At 71.5% G+C, this 19,769-nt stretch carries 20 protein-coding genes; 9 read left to right on the top strand and 11 right to left on the bottom strand.

All coding sequences use genetic code 11. The annotated features are described in order from the left end of the window. Nucleotides 1-42: 42 nt before the first annotated feature. Complete coding sequence (locus WME76_RS28340) at nt 43-708, bottom strand: hypothetical protein (RefSeq protein WP_437955392.1); 666 nt, start codon at nt 706-708, stop codon at nt 43-45. After that, a complete protein-coding gene (locus tag WME76_RS28345) occupies nt 708-1,313 on the bottom strand; it encodes a hypothetical protein (RefSeq protein ID WP_433927966.1) in 606 nt (201 codons plus the stop codon). Before WME76_RS28345 ends, WME76_RS28340 begins: the two co-directional genes overlap by 1 nt. A 452-nt stretch (nt 1,314-1,765) precedes the next feature. On the opposite strand from WME76_RS28345, the gene groES reads away from it, so the two are divergent. The 3 genes from groES (at nt 1,766) to WME76_RS28360 (ending at nt 4,373) form a co-directional block, all read left to right on the top strand. Beyond that, nucleotides 1,766-2,056 carry a co-chaperone GroES gene (groES, locus tag WME76_RS28350; protein ID WP_020738934.1) on the top strand — a complete coding sequence of 97 codons (291 nt, stop codon included), beginning with the start codon at nt 1,766-1,768 and terminating at the stop codon, nt 2,054-2,056. 33 nt (nt 2,057-2,089) lie between these two features. Further along, nucleotides 2,090-3,718 (top strand): chaperonin GroEL, encoded by a 1,629-nt coding sequence (gene groL / locus WME76_RS28355; protein WP_433927969.1) that lies wholly within the window; start codon nt 2,090-2,092, stop codon nt 3,716-3,718. A gap of 121 nt (nt 3,719-3,839) precedes the next feature. Continuing rightward, complete coding sequence (locus tag WME76_RS28360) at nt 3,840-4,373, top strand: GNAT family N-acetyltransferase (protein WP_433927972.1); 534 nt, start codon at nt 3,840-3,842, stop codon at nt 4,371-4,373. A 40-nt stretch (nt 4,374-4,413) separates the two neighbouring features. On the opposite strand, the gene WME76_RS28365 is transcribed toward WME76_RS28360, so the two are convergent. Together WME76_RS28365 and WME76_RS28370 are read right to left on the bottom strand one after the other, a co-directional pair. After that, a complete protein-coding gene (locus tag WME76_RS28365) occupies nt 4,414-4,941 on the bottom strand; it encodes a TrmH family RNA methyltransferase (protein ID WP_433927974.1) in 528 nt (175 codons plus the stop codon). Nucleotides 4,942-4,955: 14 nt separating this feature from the next. Then, nucleotides 4,956-5,795, bottom strand: coding sequence for a PDZ domain-containing protein (locus WME76_RS28370; protein WP_437955393.1), 840 nt, complete (start codon nt 5,793-5,795; stop codon nt 4,956-4,958). 64 nt (nt 5,796-5,859) lie between these two features. Here WME76_RS28370 and asnS point away from each other — a divergent pair, with 64 nt between their 5' ends. The 4 genes from asnS to WME76_RS28390 all read left to right on the top strand — a co-directional run bounded on the left by asnS (nt 5,860) and on the right by WME76_RS28390 (nt 10,185). Beyond that, a complete protein-coding gene (gene asnS / locus WME76_RS28375; RefSeq protein WP_437955394.1) occupies nt 5,860-7,200 on the top strand; it encodes an asparagine--tRNA ligase in 1,341 nt (446 codons plus the stop codon). 564 nt (nt 7,201-7,764) lie between these two features. Further along, nucleotides 7,765-8,502, top strand: a complete 738-nt coding sequence (locus WME76_RS28380) for a class II glutamine amidotransferase (RefSeq protein WP_437955395.1) — start codon at nt 7,765-7,767, stop codon at nt 8,500-8,502. Continuing rightward, on the top strand, nt 8,477-9,229 hold the full coding sequence (locus tag WME76_RS28385; protein ID WP_437955396.1) for a hypothetical protein: 753 nt from the start codon (nt 8,477-8,479) through the stop codon (nt 9,227-9,229). The genes WME76_RS28380 and WME76_RS28385 overlap by 26 nt, the downstream gene beginning before the upstream one ends. Nucleotides 9,230-9,270: 41 nt before the next feature. After that, on the top strand, nt 9,271-10,185 hold the full coding sequence (locus WME76_RS28390) for a patatin-like phospholipase family protein (protein ID WP_434042078.1): 915 nt from the start codon (nt 9,271-9,273) through the stop codon (nt 10,183-10,185). Between the two features lie 15 nt (nt 10,186-10,200). Here WME76_RS28390 and WME76_RS28395 read toward each other — a convergent pair whose 3' ends face one another. The 5 genes from WME76_RS28395 to WME76_RS28415 form a co-directional block, all read right to left on the bottom strand. Continuing rightward, a complete protein-coding gene (locus tag WME76_RS28395; RefSeq protein WP_437955397.1) occupies nt 10,201-10,686 on the bottom strand; it encodes a hypothetical protein in 486 nt (161 codons plus the stop codon). Nucleotides 10,687-10,811: 125 nt separating this feature from the next. After that, the gene (locus WME76_RS28400; protein WP_437955398.1) at nt 10,812-12,725 is read right to left on the bottom strand and encodes a beta-ketoacyl synthase N-terminal-like domain-containing protein; all 1,914 of its coding nucleotides are present in this window, start codon (nt 12,723-12,725) and stop codon (nt 10,812-10,814) included. Continuing rightward, nucleotides 12,722-13,609, bottom strand: a complete 888-nt coding sequence (locus WME76_RS28405) for a hypothetical protein (protein ID WP_437955399.1) — start codon at nt 13,607-13,609, stop codon at nt 12,722-12,724. Before WME76_RS28405 ends, WME76_RS28400 begins: the two co-directional genes overlap by 4 nt. A gap of 29 nt (nt 13,610-13,638) precedes the next feature. Beyond that, nucleotides 13,639-15,957, bottom strand: coding sequence for a beta-ketoacyl synthase N-terminal-like domain-containing protein (locus WME76_RS28410; RefSeq protein ID WP_437955400.1), 2,319 nt, complete (start codon nt 15,955-15,957; stop codon nt 13,639-13,641). A gap of 25 nt (nt 15,958-15,982) precedes the next feature. After that, a complete protein-coding gene (locus tag WME76_RS28415) occupies nt 15,983-16,249 on the bottom strand; it encodes a phosphopantetheine-binding protein (RefSeq protein WP_433927994.1) in 267 nt (88 codons plus the stop codon). Between the two features lie 84 nt (nt 16,250-16,333). Here WME76_RS28415 and WME76_RS28420 point away from each other — a divergent pair, with 84 nt between their 5' ends. Continuing rightward, nucleotides 16,334-17,125: an enoyl-CoA hydratase/isomerase family protein gene (locus WME76_RS28420; RefSeq protein ID WP_437955401.1), complete on the top strand. Its 792-nt coding sequence runs from the start codon at nt 16,334-16,336 to the stop codon at nt 17,123-17,125. Nucleotides 17,126-17,369: 244 nt separating this feature from the next. Here the strand turns inward: WME76_RS28420 and WME76_RS28425 are convergent, their stop codons facing one another. Further along, nucleotides 17,370-17,627, bottom strand: coding sequence for a hypothetical protein (locus WME76_RS28425; RefSeq protein WP_437955402.1), 258 nt, complete (start codon nt 17,625-17,627; stop codon nt 17,370-17,372). A 96-nt stretch (nt 17,628-17,723) separates the two neighbouring features. Here WME76_RS28425 and WME76_RS28430 point away from each other — a divergent pair, with 96 nt between their 5' ends. Further along, a complete protein-coding gene (locus WME76_RS28430; protein ID WP_437955403.1) occupies nt 17,724-18,146 on the top strand; it encodes a sigma factor-like helix-turn-helix DNA-binding protein in 423 nt (140 codons plus the stop codon). 58 nt (nt 18,147-18,204) lie between these two features. Here WME76_RS28430 and WME76_RS28435 read toward each other — a convergent pair whose 3' ends face one another. Beyond that, entirely contained in the window at nt 18,205-19,749 is a 1,545-nt protein-coding gene (locus tag WME76_RS28435) for a flavohemoglobin expression-modulating QEGLA motif protein (protein WP_437955404.1), read from the bottom strand. Nucleotides 19,750-19,769 lie beyond the last annotated feature (20 nt).

Genomic DNA, 19,769 nt, shown 5'->3' on the forward strand with positions numbered 1-19,769 from the left:
CCCCCCGACGGCGACGCCGAGCGCCATCGACGTGCCGCGTGGTTACGCGGCGCGCGCGAGGGCGATCTTCTCCGTCTGCCCCGCCGCGTAGAAGCGGCGCAGCGCCGCGAGCAGCTCGGCGTGCCGACCGCGGCGGGCAAACTCGGCCTCGAGCCGGCCAGCGAACCGCGCCGCCAGGTCGTTCGCGATCCGGTAGCGGTCACCGGTCTCCGTGCCCGGGGGATCCATGAAGGTCACCCGCTCGAAGAGGTGAGCGCGGATCCGCGCGGCGCGCTCGGGCTCGAAGCGCCGCGGCCCGGGCGGAGCGCCCTCGTCGCGGCGCCCCAGCGGCGGCCCCGGGAGCTCGACCTCCTCGGCCAGACCGCCGTGGACGAGCAGCACGTACTTGTCGACCTCGGCCTGGAGCTCGAGCTCGAGCTGGGTCGCCGGGAGCTCCCGGCGCGCCCGCTCGGCCACGTAGAGGAAGTGGCTCACCCCCTCGACGATCTGGCAGATCTCGTCGAACGTCCCCGCGCCCCCCCGCGAGATCGCGCGGCGGGGCAGGTGCAGCGCCACCTCGATGTCCCCGTCCGCGTGCCGGATCAGCAGCGCCTCGCGGGCGCCGCCGTCCGTCGGCCGGATGAAGTCGTCGACGGCGGGCGCGTCATCGAGCGCGTAGGTTCGCGCGAGGTGCTGCTGGATCCGGGCGGTGAAGGTCGCGCCCCGCATCAGTTGAGCCCGCCAGTCCCGCGGCTCGGCACGAGCCCGCGCGCCCCGAGCTCCTCGGCGAGGCGGCTGGAGCCGGTGCGGACCCAGCGCTCGTACAGCCGGAGCACCGAGCGCTCGTCCCGGGCACCGGACGCGAGCGTCCCGTCGGCCACGTCGTTCAGGACGGCCGCGAAGCGCTCGAACTTCTCCGCCATCTCCGAAAGAACATCGGGGCCCTGGCCGACGCGCGCGTTGAGGCGCAGCATAGCGGCGGCATGGTGGTAGGCGGTCGAGCCGACCCCGACCACGTAGCCGCGGTCGACTCCCTTGAGCTCGATATGGCCGCCGAAGAAGCCGACCGCGTAGAGCACGCCGTCGCCGAGGTTGCGCAGCCGCCGGAAACGCTCGGCCCCGGAGGCCTCCAGGGCGTCGCGCAGCAGAAAGGTCAGGGGCTGGTTGAAGGCAGACTCGGCGTGCTCGTCCGGGTGAGCGAAAGCACAGAGCAGACCGACGAGGTAGCTCGACGCCGCCTCGGTCGCGGCGACGTTCCGAACTCGGAGCGCCTCGTCCACAACCTCCTGGAAATAGCGGGTCATGCTCGGGGACACAGAGATCGCTTGGCTCACGGGGGCACCTCACTTGCGCGGGTGCCCTGGATACCGACGTAACCCGGGCCACCGCGCGCTCAGGTCAACCAGACACGTCCTGTCAGCCTCCATCGGGCCGGAGACCGTGAGGGCGTCGCGTTGCTGTGCTGCCGCATTTCCGCCCTCATACGGTCACTTTAGCCGACGGACCCCGCCGAGCCCAGCTACACGCCCCGCACTTCTCTTGCAATCTCCGGGACTTACAGCCACCCCAGCGCCTGGCTGCTAACGCGCGAAGCGCCGGGCGGAGCCGCGCTTGACACCCTCCAGGGGGTGGCTATCTTCCGCGCCGCCCGCTAGCACTCGTCGGAAGCGAGTGCTAGCAAAGTGCCCAGGCTGCAAACGTATGGGATCTCGCGGCCGCTCGTTCAGGCCGCCGGGGTCCTGCCGTCTCGTGGGACGCGGCGCTCGTCCCCGGAGGATTCGCAAACATGAAGATTCGACCGCTCCAGGACCGCGTGATCGTTCAGCGCGTGAAGGAAGAAGAGAAGACCAAGGGGGGTCTCTACATCCCTGACACGGCCAAGGAGAAGCCGATCGAGGGCACGGTCATCGCCGTCGGCAACGGCAAGGTCGGCGAGGACGGTACCGTGCGGAAGCTCGACGTCAAGGAGGGCGATCGCGTCCTCTTCGGCAAGTACTCGGGCACCGAGGTCAAGATCGACGGCGAGGAGCACCTCATCCTCCGCGAGGACGACATCCTCGGCGTGATCGAGAAGTGACGCGGGCGACAGCAGGAACTTAGGAGAGACACCATGGCAGCCAAGGAAATCATCTACAACGAGTCCGCCCGCAGCATGATCCTCGCGGGCGTCAACGCCCTCGCCGACGCGGTGAAGGTCACGCTCGGCCCGAAGGGTCGCAACGTCGTCATCGAGAAGAGCTTCGGCTCCCCGACGGTCACCAAGGACGGCGTGACCGTCGCCAAGGAGATCGAGCTCGAGAACCGCTTCGAGAACATGGGCGCCCAGATGGTCCGCGAGGTCGCCTCGAAGACGAGCGACATCGCCGGCGACGGGACGACCACCGCGACCGTGCTCGCGCAGGCGATCTACCGCGAGGGCTCCAAGCTCGTCGCGGCGGGCCACAACCCGATGGAGATCAAGCGCGGCATCGACAAGGCGGTCGAGGCGATCGTGGGGCACCTCCACAGCTCGGCCAAGCAGACCAAGGACGCGAAGGAGATCGCGCAGGTCGGCACGATCAGCGCGAACGGCGACGAGACGATCGGCAAGCTCCTCGCCGACGCGATGGAGAAGGTCGGCAAGGAGGGCGTGATCACGGTCGAGGAGGCGAAGAGCGCCGACACGACGCTCGACGTGGTCGAGGGCATGCAGTTCGACCGCGGCTACCTCTCGCCGTACTTCGTGACCGATCCCGAGGCGATGAAGGCGAACCTCGAGGACTGCTACATCCTCATCTCGGAGAAGAAGATCTCCAACATGAAGGACCTGCTCCCGGTGCTCGAGGCGATCGCCAAGAGCCAGAAGCAGCTCCTCATCATCGCCGAGGACGTCGAGGGCGAGGCGCTCGCGACGCTCGTCGTGAACAAGCTCCGCGGCACGCTGCACTGCGCGGCCGTGAAGGCGCCGGGCTTCGGCGATCGCCGCAAGGAGATGCTGAAGGACATCGCGACCCTGACGGACGGCCAGGTGATCGCGGAGGAGCTCGGCCTCAAGCTCGAGAACGTCACGATCAGCGATCTCGGCCGCGCCAAGACGGTGATCATCGACAAGGACAACACCACGATCGTCGGCGGCCAGGGCAAGAAGGACAAGATCAAGGCCCGGCAGCAGGAGATCCGCGCGCAGATCGAGAACACGACGAGCGACTACGACCGCGAGAAGCTCCAGGAGCGGCTCGCGAAGCTCGTGGGCGGCGTCGCGGTGGTCAAGGTCGGCGCTGCGACCGAGACCGAGATGAAGGAGAAGAAGGCCCGCGTCGAGGACGCGCTCCACGCGACCCGCGCGGCCGTCGAGGAGGGCATCGTCCCGGGCGGCGGCGTGGCGCTCATCCGCGCGCAGAGCTCGCTCGAGAAGCTCCAGGTGAACGACGAGCAGCGGTTCGGCGTGAACATCATCCGCCGCGCCATCGAGGAGCCCCTCCGCCAGATCTCGGCCAACGCCGGTGAGGAGGGCTCGATCGTCGTGCAGAAGGTGCGCGAGGGCAAGGATTCGTTCGGCTACAACGCGGCGTCGGGCGACTACGGCAACCTGCTCGAGATGGGCGTCATCGATCCGGTCAAGGTCGTCCGGTCGGCGCTCCAGAACGCGGCCAGCGTCGCCAGCCTGATGCTCACCACCGAGGCGCTCATCGCGGAGCGGCCGAAGGAGGAGAAGGCGGCGGCCGGCGGCGCCCACGCGGGCCACGGCCACGACTTCTGATCGCGGCCCAGGCAGATAAGCCTGGCCGGCGAGGGCCGACTTCCCCACGGGGAAGTCGGCCCTTCGCCATTTCGACTTCCGGCAGGCCGCGACGCGTGATCTGATCCGCCGCAGGTCCGCGATGAGCACCCTGACTACCGAGCGCCTCGATCTCACCCCGGTCTCGCTGCCCCTGCTCGAGGCGGTCATCCGCGGAGATCGCCTGGAAGCCGAGGCCCTGTCCGGCGCGCGCTTCCCCGACGCGTGGCCTGGGCGCGCGCTCGTCGAGCGCGCCTTCAGCTCGCCGCTCGACCGGCTGCGCGACGATCCCGAGGCCTTCCTGTGGGGAACGCGGCTGATGGTGACGCGCGGCCAGGTGGAGCGCGTCGTCGTCGGCAGCGTGGTGCTGAACGGCCGGCCCGACGCCACGGGCACCGTGGAGATCGGCTACGGCGTCGAGGGCAGGTCCCAGGGGCAGGGCTACGCGACCGAGGGGTCGCGCGCCGTCCTGCACTGGGCGCTGCAGCAGGCCGCCGTCAGGCGCGTGATCGCCACCACGCCGGCCTGGCACCGCGCGTCGCTCCGGGTGATCGAGAAGCTCGGGATGCGCGCTGCCGGCACGCTCGAGCACGATCTCCTCGGCGAGCTGCTCGTCTTCGAGCGCTTCCGCGAGTAGCGACGCGCCTCCGCCGGCAGGCGGCCCGCGGCGGCGCGGCTCACCCGCCCGCGCGGATCACGCCGCCGCGCGGGTCGCGCCGCCGCGCCCACTCGCACATCGTCATGCCCGCCGCGATCGCCACCGGGTACGAGTGGTTGATCCCGTACATGGGGATCGCGATCACGTCCTCGCACGCGTCGAGCAGCACCTGCGGCAGCCCGTCGTCCTCGCTGCCGAAGAGGAAGACGAGCCCGTGCGGCAGCGGCGCCTCCCAGAGGGTCCGCCGCGCGTGGTCGCGCTCGACGCCGATGAGCGGTCGGCCGCGCGCCGCCTCCAGGAAGGCTGCCTCGTCGGGGCACTCGATGAGGGTCTCGTACTTCTGCATGCCCATCGAGGCGCGCTCGTAATAAGGCTCGGTCCCGATCAGGAAGATCTCCCGCACCAGGAACGAGTGGGCGACGCGGATGATGGCGCCGATGTTGAACGGGTTCTTCGCGCGGCACACCGCGACCGAGAAGTCGTTCCGCAGGGGCGCGAGCTCTTCGCGGATCTCCCGGGTCGTGAGCCCGAACGGCGGGATCTTCACGGCGCGCCGGCTCCTCACTCGACCGCGCCGAAGCGCTCGAACAGCGGGTAGATGGGCCCGGCGTGGACCCGGAGCCGCTCGGTCGCGCCCGTGGCGTGCTTGACCAGGAGCACGAGCCCGGTGCGCGGCACGGCGTCGAGCGCGCCGCGGATCTGGGCGACGGTCAGGCTCCGCACGGACCGCCCCGCGATCTCGAGCACCTCGTCGCCCTTGCGGAGCCCGGCGCGCTCGGCGGGCCCCCCCTCCACGGTGCGCGAGATGAACGCGGAGCCCGAGTAGAGCTGGTACCAGAGGCCGAGGCCGATCCTGGCGTGGGCCGGCTGGAAGGCCAGCGTGAGCGAGCCGCCCCCCTCCAGATCGACCTGGATCTCGCTGGCGGCGCGCTGCGCGTCGGTGGGGCGGCCGATGTCGCGCACGCCGATCGGTTTGTCGACGAGCGGATCCGACTCCCAGACCTCGACGCGGAGCCAGTCCTCGGGCGCGACGCGGAAGTTTCCGCTGGGACCATCGGGCCAGGTCGGCTCCACGGTGTCCGACTGCACGGCGGTCCGGAAGAGCTCCGCGCCGTTGACGAGGACGCGGGCGTAGGGGTCCGGGAGGCTACCGTCACCGGGGGGGTCCCAGGCTCGACCGTCCCGAGTGCGCTCCGGGACGCGCGCCCCGACGATCCGGAGCCACCGGACGTCCTCGGGCGGCGGAGGATGGAGCTCCTGCCCCGGAGGCGGCTTGTGGAGCCGGGATTCGAGCTCCGGGTACAGGGCCGAGCAGCCGCCTGCGCCGAGCAGCACGCCCGCCGCGGCGAGCAGCTTGAGGAACACAGGCAGGCAGAGCGCGCGACGCTTTCGGCGGGCCAAGATGGCGCCATTTTTGGCCGGAGCCGGCGTCAGCCGCAACTAAACCGTGCTATTTCCGGCGCCCATGCAGGACCTGCCCGTCATCGCTACCAGCGACCTCAGCGCGCACGTCGGCCGCACTGTCGCGCTCCGCGGATGGCTCTACAACAAGCGCTCGAGCGGGAAGCTCCACTTCCTCGAGCTGCGCGACGGCACCGGCGCCGTCCAGTGCGTGATGGCGAAGAGCGACGTCGGAGACGAGGTCTTCGCGGCCGCCGACAAGGTCACGCAGGAGAGCGTGATCGAGGTCACCGGCGAGGTGAAGGCGCACCCGAAGCGGGCCGGGGTCTTCGAGGTCATCGCGTCCGGGTTCCGCCTGCTCGGCCCGACCACGGGCGAGTACCCGATCTCCCCGAAGGAGCACGGGACCGACTTCCTCATGGATCACCGCCACCTCTGGCTGCGCTCGAGGCGGCAGCACGCGATCTTGCGCGTGCGTCACACCATCATCCAGGCGATCCGCGACTTCTTCGACGGGCGCGGGTTCACGCTCGTCGACGCGCCCATCTTCACGCCGAACGCGTGCGAGGGGACGAGCACGCTGTTCCAGACCGACTACCACGGCGACAAGGCGTACCTCACCCAGTCGGGGCAGCTCTACATGGAGGCGGCGGCCGCCGCATTCGGGAAGGCGTACTGCTTCGGGCCGACGTTCCGCGCGGAGAAGTCGAAGACGCGCCGCCACCTGGCCGAGTTCTGGATGGTCGAGCCGGAGGTGGCGTTCATGGACCTCGACGGCGACATGGACCTGGCCGAGGATTTCCTCTGCTTCATCGTCGAGCGCGTCCTCGAGCGGCGCCGCCCCGAGCTCGCCGTGCTCGAGCGCGACGTGACGAAGCTCGAGTCCGTCAAGAAGCCGTTCCCCCGCATCCGTTACGACGAGGCCGTCGCCATCCTGAACGAGGCGCGCGCGGAGAAGCGCAAAACGGCGGGAGAAGCTGGAGTTACGGACTTCCCCTGGGGCGAGGACCTCGGGGGCGAGGACGAGACGATCATCTCCAGCCGGTACGATCGCCCCGTCATGATCCACCGCTATCCGGCCCAGGTGAAAGCCTTCTACATGAAGCGCGATCCGACGGACGCCCGGCTCGCCCTGTGCGTCGATGTCCTGGCGCCAGAGGGCTATGGTGAGGTGATCGGCGGCGGGCAGCGCGAGGACGATCTCGGCACGCTCGAGCGGGCAATTGAGGCGCACAAGCTGCCCCCCGAGGCGTTCGGCTGGTACCTGGATCTGCGCCGGTATGGCACCTTCCCGCATGCGGGCTTCGGGCTCGGCGTCGAGCGGAGCGTCGCCTGGATCTGCGGCCTGCCTCACGTGCGCGAGACGATCCCGTTCCCGCGCATGCTGAACCGGCTCGCGCCGTAGTGCCGCGCGTCAGAGATCCCGCCGGGATTTCTGGCGTTGTTTCGAGCGGCTCGGCCCACGGCGCGATGCGCCACGACGTCGACGCGACGGGCTGACGCGTGAAAGCAGACGAGGTTAGCCGCGCCTCGCACGCACCCGTGCGTACCCGTGCGCGAGAGATCTCGCCGCGCATGTGGCAACGGCAGGGGAAGCGGTGAGCGCGAGGAGTGAGAGGTCACGCGACCGGCGCGACGCGCGGCGGGCAGTGTGGTCAGGCCGTGCCCGCGGCCAGCCTCGCCGCTGGGGATCCGTTTTTGCTCCGCTTGCAGGGCGACTCTGTCGTATCAAGAAAGCATAGGGCGCAACCCGCGCCCCACGCTCACGCGGCCGACCGACGGAGCCACCCCTGCTTGCAGATGAGGGAGCGCTCTACCGGCGAGCCGGACACTGCCCCCGCCCCCCGACCCAACTCGCGAGGACAAAGCTATGGCTCGTCTCGTCGGCTTTATCGGTAACCGTCCGGATCTCGGCGCGCGTGCGATCGAGCTTGAAGATCGTGCCCTCGTCGTCCGCCGAAGGGAGGGCGTGATCCCTGGCTGGGGTGTCGGCTTCTACCAGGGAGGAGAGATTCTCCTCAAGCGCCGACCGATCGACGACCGGCCCGAGATCAGCCTGGTCGACATGACCAGGGACGTGCGCGCCGACATCCTCGTGGCGCATGTCCGGGCTGCGACGGTCGGCAGCCTGCGCACCGAGAACACGCACCCGTTCCGTTACCGGCAGTGGCTGTTCGCCCATACCGGCACGGTCGAAGGGTTCGCCCGGCTGCGGAGCCAGCTCAGCGACTCGCTGCCGCAGTTTCTCCAGCGGGACGTCCGCGGCGAGACGGACAGCGAGATCCTCTTCCACCTGTTCCTGTCCTTCCTCCACGACAGCAACCAGCTCGATCGGCCCACCGTGGACGCGGCGAGCGCGCGGGCAGCCCTCCGGTCCTCCATCGCGCTCGTCGATCGGCTCTGCGCAGAGGAAGGGGCCGGGCCGAGCGCGATGAACATCGTGGTCACGAACCCGGAGTACCTGCTCGTGGCCCACGGCGGCACGCCCATGGCGTACCGCATCTACCAGGGCAACGAGGACATGGAGCGGCTGCTGAGCGACGGCGGCCTGGGTCGCATGCGCATGCCCGACTACGCGGCGAGCCGGCTGACGCTCGTCGCGTCGGACTTCGACGACGACCAGGCCCCCGCGGGATGGACCCCCGTCGGTGAGCGTGCGATCGTGACGTTCACGCGCGCCGATGAGCCAGCGATCGAGCCGATCTGAACGCCGCCACGTCCCGCTGGGGCGCCGGGCGCACCCCTCGCCGGCCGGCGTCCCTGACGCCGCGCAAGCGCCGCCGGCGCCTCCCTCGCTGATCCTCGTCGCGCTCCTCGGCTCGTCCCTCCTCGGGTGCGGGCTGGGCGGAGCGGCCTCGTTCCCCGCGGCCTCCGAGCTGCCCGAGGAGCGTCGCCGGCCCGACGGCGTGGCGATCGATCCGGCGAGCACGCCCCCTCGGCCGGTGAATGAAGCCGACGCCCGCGACGGCGTCGTGACCCTTCGGACGCCGCTCGGCATCGGCCTGGCGCTGGACGTCGTGGCCGAGTTCTTCCAGCGGGTGACCGCCGAGGACAGCGAGGCGCTGAGCGAGCTGCTGACGCGCGACGCCCTCGCGATCCAGACCGGGTCCGGCGGACAAGGGCAGCCGCCGAGCGCTGGGCTCTGGTGGGAGCAGCGCTTCCGGCGGCTCGAGTACGGCAAGCTCGCCGGTGAACCGGTCTATCGCGAGTCGGAGCTCCAGATCTTCCGGGCCGAGGACGTGCTCGCGACGCCGCAGCACCCCGCGATCCAGCCGGAGACGCTCGACGACCAGGACGTCGTGATCCGGGTGCCGATCACGACCGCCCGGATCGCTGCCGATCGGCTGCTCGGAGACGAGATCGTGGTCTGGTTACGGCGAGACGGACCGCGATTCAGGATCTATCGGCTGCTCGAGGACTTCCAGCTACAGTAGCCTTTGCGCTCGTGCCGCATCTCCGGCAACATCAGCGCTCGATGAGCCGCCTCAAGATCGCGTTCGTTGGCTCCGGGGGGGCGGCGCGAGGCCTGGCGCACCTCGGCGTGCTGAAGGCCTGCGAAGAGCTGGGGATTCATCCAGAGATCTACGTGGGCGCGGGCGCAGGCGCGCTGGTCAGCGCGACGTACGGGCAGGACATCCCGCTCGATGTGCTGCTCGACGCCTACCGCCTGCCGTGGCGGCGCCGGCACCGCGGGCCTCGCCTCCACGTGTCGAGCTTCTTCGGAGCGCCCGCCCTGCGCGATCTGCTCGACCCGGGGTACCTCTGCTCGGGGGTGTTCTCGATCGATCGGCTCGAGCGCTACGTGCGTCGGACGCTGCCGATCAACGATTTCCGGCAGCTCCCGCACGCGGTCTACGTGACCGCGGTCGACGTCGACAGCGCCAAGCGCGTCGTCTTCGGCCCGGGCTACGACGAGGCGACGCCGATCAGCCAGGCCGTGGCCGCGAGCTGCTGCGTGCCCGGCCTGTTCCGGCCCTACCGCATCAACGGCCGCTATCACCTGAGCGGCGAGGTGATCCGGACGCTCTCCGCGGACGTCGCCGTGAACGCTGGCGCGAACATCGTGATCATCTCCAACATCTACCGCCCCGAGGAGCGCGACGGGTCGCAGCGCTCGATCGCGAGGAGCGGCGCGCCCGGCGTGGTCCGGCAGTCGCTCAGCATCCTGCTGGCCGAGAAGGAGCGTCGCGGCGTCGAGCTCCTCTCCAAGCTCTACCCGAACGTCACCTTCCTGGACGTGGCGCCCGCGGTCGGCCGGTACAGCTACATGAACCGGTTCGCCGCGAAGCCGCTCGTCCTGCGCGGCTACCGGACGGCGCTCCGCGTGCTCGCCGCCGCGAAGGAGAAGGGCGTCTTCGATGCCCCCTCCTCGAAGAGCGCGCTCAACTAGGGCCGCGGCCGAGCGCTACATCCCCGCGACGATGCGGTACTCGTCCTGGTGCTCGACCAGCTCGAGGCGGTTGTCTTCCACCTTGCGGCGCCACTCTTCGCCCTTGCGACCCGGGATGCGGTAGCTGGCGCTGTAGGTGTAGTCGACGTAGATGACGTCGTCCTCCCTGAGAACCCGCCGGTAACGGATCTCGTAACGGATGGCGCGCGCGTCCTGGAACTTGCCGTTGAGGTACTCGCGCAGGCCGGCGTAATCGAGGTCGTCCGCCGCATCGATGTTGCCGCCGTCCTCGTAGTACTTGGGTGAGGCGAGCTGGAGGAGCGCGCCGACGTTCTTGCTCTCCACCGCGTTGCGGTACTTCTCGCAGAACGAGATGATCTTGCGGTTGTCGTCGTTGTCCTCGACATCCGTGTTCGGGATGTAGTGGGTCGCGCAGCCGGCGAGGAGGGTGGAAGCGACGACGAATAGTGAAGCGACAGCGTTTGTTTTGCGGCAGAGCATACGCGGGCAGGACAACGCTCAGGGGAAGCTGCTGATTCCGGCCCGGGACCTTGCCAGATCGGGGTGCAGATCGGCAAGCGAAGCGATCAAGAACGCCGCGGATGGCGCGGACGGGCGTACCGGCGCTACCCGCGGTCTTCGAGCCAGCGAAGGAGGGCGAGGTGGCCGACCGGGCCCTCGTGGTCCACCGGGAGGTCGAGATCGACCTCGCGCAGGCGCGCCGCGTCGCCTGGGTCCGCCTGGAGGAGGAGCGCGACGGCGCCGCAGGTGAACGCCCGCGACCGCGCGCCGATGAGGCCGAGGAGCTCGCGCGCGACCGGACCCGCGTCGTCGGCCGCGAGGACGACCATGCGATCGGCGTCGGAGGACGCGACGAGCTCGGCCGCGGCGCGGAGCGCCTCCAGCGCGCCGCCGAGCCCGGCGCCGACCGCGAAGCTCGGGCCGGTGAGCTGGTACGCGATGGCGCACTCGCCCGCGATCGCGTTCGGCGACGTGGCGGGGAAGAGGCGCGGCTCGACGAAGCGGGCACCGCGCGCGCGGCGGCGGGCGTCGTAGACCTCGTTGGTGTCGAGCGTCGCGAGCGCGTGGCCCGCGACGATGCCGGCGCCGCGCAGGCAGTCGGCGCCGACGGCCGCGGCGAGGGCCGCCACCGCGGACAGCCCGAGCCGGCAGAGCGCGTCGAGGCGCGCGAGGCGGTCGCGCGCGATGCCGGTCGCCTCGGCGAGGTGCCCGAGATCGGAGCCGGTCACGCGCGCATGCGCGCGCAGGTAGACGGGGCGGGCGGGCCGCGGGCTGCGCCCGCTCGGGGAAGACGTGAGCAGGAGCGCGGCGTTGGCGCCGCCGAAGGCCGCCGAGAGCTTCAGGGCCGCAGAGAGCGGGCGAGGCTCGGCGCGCTCGAGCAGGAGCGCCGGGGCGTCGGGGTCGAGCTCGCCCTCCGACGCCGCCGGGGGGGCGATGCGCGCGGAGAGGGCGGCGGCGGCCGCGAGCGACTCGAGCGCGCCCGCTGCGCCGAGCGTGTGCCCGATCTGCGCCTTGAACGGGTGGACCACCGGCGGAGAGACCGAAGCGCCGCCAGGCAGCCCGTCCGGGCCGCCGGCAGGGCGGGGCGCCGCGAGCAGCGCGGCGATGGCGCGCGACTCCATCGCGTCGTTGTAGGGCGTCGCCGTGGCGTGGGCGCTGACGAGGCCGACGCGCGAGGCAGGCCACCCGGCGTCGGCGAGCGCCGCGGCGCCGGCGCGCATGAGCCCCGAGCCCGTGCGATCCGGGGCGGTGATGTGCACCGCGTCCGTCGATGCGCCGAAGCCGGCGACGCGCGCCGTCACCGGGGCGCCGCGGCGACGATCCTCGCGGACGAGGGCGATCACGGCGGCGCCCTCGCCGAGCGCCATGCCGTCGCGGCCGATACGAAAGGGGCGCGATCTGGACGCCGTGGTCGCGCGGAGCGCCTCGAAGCCGGCGGCGACGAAGACGCTGAGCGCGTCGTAACCGCCGGCGAGCACGAGATCGCAGGCGCCGCGATCGAGCCAGCGGAGGCCGAGGCCGATCGCCAGGGTGCTCGCCGCGCAGGCCGCGAGCAGGTGCGTGCGCAAGGGGGTCCGCTCCAGCCCGAACGCGGCGAGCGCGTCGTTGAACGGCGCGAAATAGGTCGCGCCAGGGGCCAGCGCGGCGAGCGCGCCGGCGTCGGCGCCCTCGGCCCGCGCGGCGAAGAACCGCTCCGCCGTGAGCATGCCGCCGCTGGAGGTGCCGAGGGCGATGCCGATCCGCTCGCCGCGCCAGCCCGGGCGCACGGCCTCCAGGGTCGCGAGCGCCTGAGAGAGCGCCGCCTTCAGGAGATCGGTCGCGCGATCGGGGCCCGAGGCGACGCCGAGCTCCGCGGGGGCGCGCGCGGCGAAGGGCCGCTGGAGACCGGCGCGCGCGAGCTCCGCGTCGTGCGCGATGGCGACGGGCGCGGGCTCGCCGGCGTCAGGGACCCGGTGGGCGAGCGGGCCGAGGCCGAGCGCAGAGACGGCGCCCGAGGCGATCACGCACGCGTCGCTCATGAGCCGTCCCCCGGCCGGATCGCGTCGGGATCCGCGAAGGCGCGCGGATCCGGGGCGCGATCGCGCTCCTCGGCCTCGCAGACCACGGTGACGAGCAGCCCGGTCGAGGCCTGCGCGTAGCGGACGTTGCCGCAGCCCATGCGCTCGGCGATCACGACCTCCTCGTCGAGCTGGCGCCGGCGCGCGTCGCCGGCGGCCGACCACGTCGTGCGGCGCGCGCCGATCGAGCCGCGATCGTCGATCCGCAGCTCGATCACGGCGTCGCCGTCGCGCAGGACGAAGGCGTCCGCGCTCGCGGCGCGCTCGTACCAGAGCAGCGTCCCCGCCGCGGGGTGGAGCATCCACCAGCGGAGGAAGTCCACCGGCAGGCCGCGGAGCGACGCGCGCGGCGTCGACGCGTCGCCGCGCTTCAGGAGATCGAGCGCGGGGAGGGCGAAGCGGAAGCGGTCGCCGCGCGTCCACAGATCGAGCGCGGTGGTGCCGCCCGGGCCGAGGAGGATCATCCGGAGCGCGCCGTCCGGCTCGACGGCCGCGCTCCCCGCCCCGCGCGCGCGCCCGTCGACCGCGGCTGCCGGCGGGGCGATCGCGATCGCGCCGCGCGCCTCGAGCACCTGACCCGTGCGCGGCTCCCGGAGCGCCAGGCGGACGCGGAGCGTGCGCGGGCCGGCCCCCTCGACCTCGCGGCGGAGGTCGGCGAGGCGCTGTCGCCCCGCGCGCCACGCGGACGCATCGGGCCGCGCGGCGGGCGCGTCAGGCGAAGGGCGAGGCAGGAGCTGCGCGAACTCGGCGTCGAGCGCTCCGCCTCGCCGCGCTCCCTGGGCGGCGCAGGCGGGAGCGCACGCCAGCGCGAGCAGGAGACACGCGGCGCTCGCCGGGCGGCGCATGCGACGGTCGGCGCCACGGAGCGGAGTGGTCACGCGTCGCCGGGAGCGACCAGCAGGATCGCGTATCCGCGGTCGGGTGCGCCGCCCAGGATGAGCACGCTCGCGAGGGCGCCGCTCGCGAGCGCCGCGACGGCCGCGGCGGCGGCGAACCCGCCGGCGCCCTCGTGATCACCCGAGCGCGACGCCAGCGTGGACCGCGGCACCTCGGCCCAGGGCGTGCCCCGCAGGCAGGCGACGAGGCGATCTTCCTGCCGCCCGACGAACACCGCGGCCGGCGTCGAGACGCCGGGCTGCGCTCGCTGCGCGCCGTCGGCCGACGGGTCGAGGGGAAGCGGCGCTGGTGCTCCCGCGAGCATCCCCACGCCGTCGCCGCGCCAGGAGTTCCACCAGGCCACCGTCGCGATGGGGCGTGCCCCGCGCTCGCGCACCCGCGCGGCGCTCTCGAAGAGCAGCACGGCGGCGCCCTCGCTCCGCACGCCGCAGTTGACGAGCTCCGAGCAGATCGGGCCGAGGCATCGCTCGATCATGGGGCTCGCCTCCTCCACGCTGCCGGCGGCGAGCGCCTCGCCCTCCCCGGCCGTGATGAGCTCGATGGCCGTGACCATGGCCGACTCCGCCGTCGCGCCGAGATCGGCCATGGCGAACACCGGCCCGCGGAGGCCCAGATAGATGGAGGCGTGCCCGACCGGCGACGACGGAACGAGGTTCGGGAAATCGGCAGGGCTCGCGTACTTCGCCCCCTTGTCGTAGATGCGCCGCATGTACGCGGTCGAGGCGTCGACGCTGCCGAAGGAGGCGCCGACGATGGCGCCGGGCAGCGTGCGGCTCGGCGCGGCGTCGGCCGCCGGATCGCCCGCGCTCGCGCCGGCGTCGAGCTGGGCCGCGCCCCCGAGCCCGGCGTCCTCGATCGCCGTGAGGACCGCGGCCGTCGTCAGCCGGCCAGCGCGGTCGAGCCGCCTCGCGCGCGCGAGGTCGAGGTGCGCGCCCGTGTTGAACGCGATGGGCCCCTCGGCCGGCGGAGGGCCAGGCTCGAGGTAGGCGGCGCCGCCGCGGGATGAAAGGACGCCGAGCGGGCCGATCGTCGCGGCCGCGGTGACGACGACCGAGCGCCGCCGCGGCGCGCCGCCGGCGCCGGGCGGCGGCGGGAACCGACCGGGCTGCGCGAACACGAGCACGCTGTCCGTGCCGCCGAAGCCGAACGAGTTCGACATCGCCGAGCGGATCGGCGCCTCGCGCGCTTCCTTGAGGTGCAGGAGCTGGCACTCGGGATCGACCTCCTCGAGGCCGCTGGTCGGCGGCATCACGCCGCGCGCGATGGCGAGGGCGGTGATCGCTGCCTCGATCGCGCCGGCCGCGCCGAGCGTGTGCCCGATCTGCCCCTTCGACGACGAGACGGCGATGCGGCTCACCTCGGCGCCGAGGCAGGCGCGCAGGGCCGCGCTCTCCATGACGTCGTTCAGCGGCGTCGCCGTGCCGTGCGCGTTGACGTAATCGAGATCCGAGGGCGCGAGCGCCGCGCACCGGAGCGCGTCGCGCATGACGCGGGCGGCGGTGCGCCCCTCGCGCTCGGGGTTCGTGATGTGGTGCGCCTCGGCGCCGGTGGCCCAGCCGCGGAGCTCGACGATCGGCTCTGCCCCGCGCGCACGCGCGGCCTCCTCCGACTCGAGGAGCAGGAACGCCGCGGCTTCGCCGAGGTTCAGCCCTGCGCGCCGCCTGTCGAACGGGCGGCACGGCTCGGGATCGACGGCCGCGAGCGCGCCGAAGCCGGTGTACGTCAGCCGACATAGGCCGTCAGCGCCGCCCGCGAGGACGCGGGTGGACAGGCCGGCCCGGAGCCAGGCTGCGCCCAGCAAGATGGCGTTCGCGCCGCTCGAGCAGGCGCTGCAGACGCTCCTCGCCCGCCGGAACGGCCCCACCGCGGCGCGGACGTGATCGGCCGTCGACGAGAGCGGGTGCGAGAGCATCCGCTTCAACGGGGCGATCGCGCTGGGATCATGCGACAGCCAGGCGAGCAGCTCCTCAGTCTCGAACATGCCGGCCGTCGTCCCGCCGACCACCAGGTCGACCGGCGTCGCCCTGGGGTCGATGCCCGCGTGCGCGAGCGCCTCGCGCGCCGAGAGCACGGCCATCGCGTCGGTGCGTGACCACCCTTCCGCCTCGCCCGGGGGAGCGACCTCCTCGGCGGAGAGACCACGGACCTCCGCGGCGATACGCGCGCGTGTCCCCGGGATCTCGAACAGGGAGAGCGGCGCGAAGGCCCGCTCTCCTGCGACGAGCCGGTCCATCGTCGCCCTCGCCCCGCGCGCCAGCGGCGAGACGATCCCGACGCCCGTCACCCAGATTCGCACGCTCGAACGGCTCTCTGCGGCGCGATCACGCCGCCGCGGTCGACTTGAGGATGTGGGCCACGAGCGCGTCCACCGACGCGAAGATCGGCCGCGCCTCGTCGCCCTCCGGGATGCGCACGCCGAAGCGCTCCTCCACGCTCATGGCGAGCTGGAGCGCATCGAGCGAGTCGAGGCCCAGCCCCTCGCCGAACAGCGGCGCGGCGTCGTCGATGTCGGCCGGCGTCTTCCCCTCGAGGTTCAGCTCCTCGACCATGAGCTCTTTTAACTTCTGCCGCACGTCCTGCGCGTTCATGAGTACTTCCCTGCGGGGTAGCACAATTCCGCGCCTTTCTACCAGGGGGCAGCGCTTTTTCTGTCGGTTTGGTAAAGAGCGCCCATGGCTCTCGTCGACTACGCCACCTCTGCCGGCGTCGCGCTGCTTACCCTCAATGATCCGCCCGTCAACGGCTACACGCACGAGATGATGAAGGACCTCGATGCGGCCATCCTCGAGGCCCGCTTCGACAACGATGTACATGTCATCGTCGTCACCGGGCATGGCGAAAAGTTCTTCTGCGCCGGAGCGAACATCAACATGCTCCGCGAATCGGACCCGACGTTCAAATACTACTTCTGTCTGCACGCGAACGAGACGTTGAGCCGCCTCGAGCACACGCCAAAGCTCTGCATCGCGGCGCTGAACGGCCACACTGTAGGCGGCGGCCTCGAGATCGCGATGGCCTGCGACCTCCGCATCGCGCGCAAGGGCGCCGGCAAGATCGGGCTCCCGGAGGTCGCGCTCGGCGTCCTTCCTGGCACGGGCGGCACCCAGCGCCTCGCCAGACTCATCGGTAAATCTCGAGCGATCCAGCTCATGTGCGAGGGGCAGACGTTCGATTTCGATACGGCGCTCGCGGTTGGCCTGGTCAACGACGTCTGGGAGACGGCCTCCCATGACGAGTTCATGGACCGGATCCTCGCGTACAGTCATACATTCACGCTCCCGGACCGCGCGGCGCTGGCGGTCGGACGCATCAAGCGCGCCGTGCAGACAGGCTTCGAGGTTGGTCTTGAACAGGGGCTCGCCCTCGAGCGCGAGCTCCAGGCCGAGCTGTTCGCGTCGGAGGACGCGCGCGAGGGGATCGCCGCGTACATGGAGAAGCGCAAGCCGATGTTCCAGGGCAAGTGAGCGCGCCACGCACGGGCCAGCTTTCTTCAACCACCCCGGAGGCGACGTCCAGGTTGCTCCTGCTCCCTGGACCAGGCCGCCATGCCGTAGGGCGGATTACGATCGAAACAGCTTCGTCCGGGTGGCGTGACGATTTTCAAATCGGCGGGGGCTGCTGCACGTAAGTTCAGGCATGCAACAGCCCCTTGAGCACGTGCCGCTGCCAGAGCGGCCCAGCTTCGAGACCGTGTACGCTGTAGGCTTGTCATTCCTTCGGCAAGCGCTCCGCTGGCTCGGGGTGGCAGAGCGCGACGTCGACGACGTCCTGCAAGACGTCATGATCGCTGCGTACCACGCGCTCGACGGCTTCGATCCAGGGCGCAGTCCCCACGAGGCGCGCGCCGAACATCCCCTGCGCGACGATGGCCCTCGCCCGGGCCGCAGCGGTCCGCACCCCGCGAACCCGCTCCGCGACCCCCTCAGGCGCTGGCTGTTCGGCATCGCCTGGCGACAGGTTGGCCATTATCGTGGGCGGGCCCACCGTCGTCGAGAGGTGGCGGTCGGCGCCGGGACGAGCTGGCCGTTCGATCGCGCCGACCCGGCGCTGAGCTCGGAGCAAATGCTTGCCCGTGAGCAGAGCGGCCAGCTCGTCGGCCGGCTGCTCGGAGCGATCGATCTTGACCGGCGGATCATCTTGATCATGCACGACCTGCTCGAGCTCACGACCGCCGACATCGCGCGCGACCTGGACGTCAACGAGAACACGGTGCGCAACCGCCTCAGGCTCGCCCGCGAGGACTTCCGCGTGGCCGTGAAGCGCATGAACGCCGAGGACCGCCGCGCGCTGCGCGACCCCCTGAGGCTCCCGGTCGCCGAGCGCTCCCGAGCCATCGAGGACGAGTCGCTCATGAACGCGGCCCGGCTGATCCCCGAGGTGCCAGTCGCCATCCGGCACCGGATCTGGGTCGCGGTGACACGCGCGATCGCCTGCGCGCCGGCGGCCCGGGCCGACGCGCTGGCCGTCGCAGCACCAACCTTCTGAGCAGCCTCGCCGGACGCGCTGCATGGAGCCCCGCCGCCCGAGGCAGGGTCGGCCGCGCTCAGTGTTCCAGCATCCTGCCGTAGTGCTCGGCGATCGCCGTCCCCCCGAGGCGGGAGAAGAAGGAGGAGTAGCAGATCCAGATCGCCAGCCCGTTCATGTCGTCGAACATCGGCGGGAGATACGGCGGCGGGCGGACGATGCCATCGGTCACGTGCGCATGGAGGATGGGGACGTCCTCGTGCGCGACCTTCCCGACGAACAGGAAGGGAATGAGCATCGCGCGATCATGCTGAATGGCGGCGCGCATGAAGGCGTAGTTGAGGACGATCCCCTTGCAGTAGCAGGCGTCCTTGGTGAAGGGCGCCCCCCCCGCAAGCACGCCGCCGCGGAAGACGCGCCGGGCGTTCTGGAAACACTCGTCCTCTTCGTACCCTTCGGTGCGGTACCACTCGAACACGTCGAGGAATGACGCCCCGTCCTCCGCCTTGTCCACCGCAAGGATGCGGTCGTTCAGCTTCTTCGCCCGACGCGGCGTGCTCCGGAAGGTGAGGATCTCGACCAGGACCGCGAGCCCCTCCTGAACTGCCGTGGTGCGCGGGGGCCCCTTCGCCAGCCAACGCGCCACCGGCTGAGCCTGCCCGTTCAAGCTGGTCGCGACGTGCACCCACCCCTCGTGCGCCTCGAGGATGTCGACATCGCTCTTGGAGAACATCGCGCCGCTCCGGATCTTCACGTAGTCGCTCCCGGCAGCGGCATCGGCGAGGAGCGAGTCGTCCACCTGCACGCGGATCGACGCGCCGCCGAAGAAGCGATCGAAGCGGGCGTTCAGCTCGAGCGCCGCCATCTCCGCCGTGATCTCACGCTGCTGCGGCGGGCCGAGCCGCTCGCCGCCGATCGCCGTCAGGAGGTCGTAGAGCACGAAGCCCATGTCCCGCACGCTCGTCTTCCCGTCCGGCAGCTTGTCCTTGGGGGAGCCGTAGAGCTCGCGGGACAGCGTGTAGAACGCCTTCGTTCCCCGCCCCATGAGCATGCTCACGACCTTCCTGTACTCGTCCGCGGTCGCGCGGAGGATCTGCCCGAGCCGATCGCGCTTGCCGAGCTCCCGCTCCGCGTCGCGGAGGATCTCCTCGATCTCGCGCTGCTTGGCCGCGGGATCGAAGCCGAGGTCGTCCGAGTAGGTCACCTTGGGCAGCTCGCGCTGCTTCGAGCGGAGAAATTGCTCCTCGACCTCCGCTTCCCACCGGAGCGCCTGAAGGATGCGGAGCGGTCGCTGCGCCTCGAGGACTCGTTGGCCCAGATTGGCGAGGATCTCCTTGTAAGAGCGCCACGGCCCCGCGACCGGCGGGATCGGCGCGTGCGGGATCGGCCCGTCGCGCAGGTTCAGCGATTCGAGCGGGGCCGACGGCGCCTCCCCGCTCTCCCCACCGCCGCCGTCATGGCCGTCCTCCCCCGCCGTGGCGGAGGCGACCACGCCTCCGTCGGCCGCGCCGGCGCCATTGCTGTAGGGCTCGTCCGCCGGATCGCTCGCTTCGAGCCCGTGCTGCGACTCCCCGTCCGGTTCGCGCGCCCCCATCCTCTCCCGGGCCTCAGAGCTCTGCGCCATGACAACCGATTGCTAACACC

Origin of the sequence: Sorangium sp. So ce119, from assembly GCF_051524405.1 — a bacterium.
In the GTDB taxonomy this organism is placed as follows: domain Bacteria; phylum Myxococcota_A; class Polyangia; order Polyangiales; family Polyangiaceae; genus Sorangium; species Sorangium cellulosum_G.

What these genes read in the sequence shown, in the direction of transcription:
- WME76_RS28430 (WP_437955403.1), top strand. Translation starts at nt 17,724, where the DNA reads ATGCTTGCCCGTGAGCAGAGCGGCCAGCTCGTCGGCCGGCTGCTCGGA.
- asnS (WP_437955394.1), top strand. Translation starts at nt 5,860, where the DNA reads ATGCAGGACCTGCCCGTCATCGCTACCAGCGACCTCAGCGCGCACGTC.
- groES (WP_020738934.1), top strand. Translation starts at nt 1,766, where the DNA reads ATGAAGATTCGACCGCTCCAGGACCGCGTGATCGTTCAGCGCGTGAAG.
- WME76_RS28425 (WP_437955402.1), bottom strand. Translation starts at nt 17,627, where the DNA reads ATGGCCAACCTGTCGCCAGGCGATGCCGAACAGCCAGCGCCTGAGGGG.
- WME76_RS28420 (WP_437955401.1), top strand. Translation starts at nt 16,334, where the DNA reads ATGGCTCTCGTCGACTACGCCACCTCTGCCGGCGTCGCGCTGCTTACC.
- WME76_RS28405 (WP_437955399.1), bottom strand. Translation starts at nt 13,609, where the DNA reads ATGCGCCGCCCGGCGAGCGCCGCGTGTCTCCTGCTCGCGCTGGCGTGC.
- WME76_RS28415 (WP_433927994.1), bottom strand. Translation starts at nt 16,249, where the DNA reads ATGAACGCGCAGGACGTGCGGCAGAAGTTAAAAGAGCTCATGGTCGAG.
- WME76_RS28385 (WP_437955396.1), top strand. Translation starts at nt 8,477, where the DNA reads ATGAGCCAGCGATCGAGCCGATCTGAACGCCGCCACGTCCCGCTGGGG.
- WME76_RS28400 (WP_437955398.1), bottom strand. Translation starts at nt 12,725, where the DNA reads ATGAGCGACGCGTGCGTGATCGCCTCGGGCGCCGTCTCTGCGCTCGGC.
- WME76_RS28340 (WP_437955392.1), bottom strand. Translation starts at nt 708, where the DNA reads ATGCGGGGCGCGACCTTCACCGCCCGGATCCAGCAGCACCTCGCGCGA.
- WME76_RS28435 (WP_437955404.1), bottom strand. Translation starts at nt 19,749, where the DNA reads ATGGCGCAGAGCTCTGAGGCCCGGGAGAGGATGGGGGCGCGCGAACCG.
- groL (WP_433927969.1), top strand. Translation starts at nt 2,090, where the DNA reads ATGGCAGCCAAGGAAATCATCTACAACGAGTCCGCCCGCAGCATGATC.
- WME76_RS28360 (WP_433927972.1), top strand. Translation starts at nt 3,840, where the DNA reads ATGAGCACCCTGACTACCGAGCGCCTCGATCTCACCCCGGTCTCGCTG.
- WME76_RS28390 (WP_434042078.1), top strand. Translation starts at nt 9,271, where the DNA reads ATGAGCCGCCTCAAGATCGCGTTCGTTGGCTCCGGGGGGGCGGCGCGA.
- WME76_RS28395 (WP_437955397.1), bottom strand. Translation starts at nt 10,686, where the DNA reads ATGCTCTGCCGCAAAACAAACGCTGTCGCTTCACTATTCGTCGTCGCT.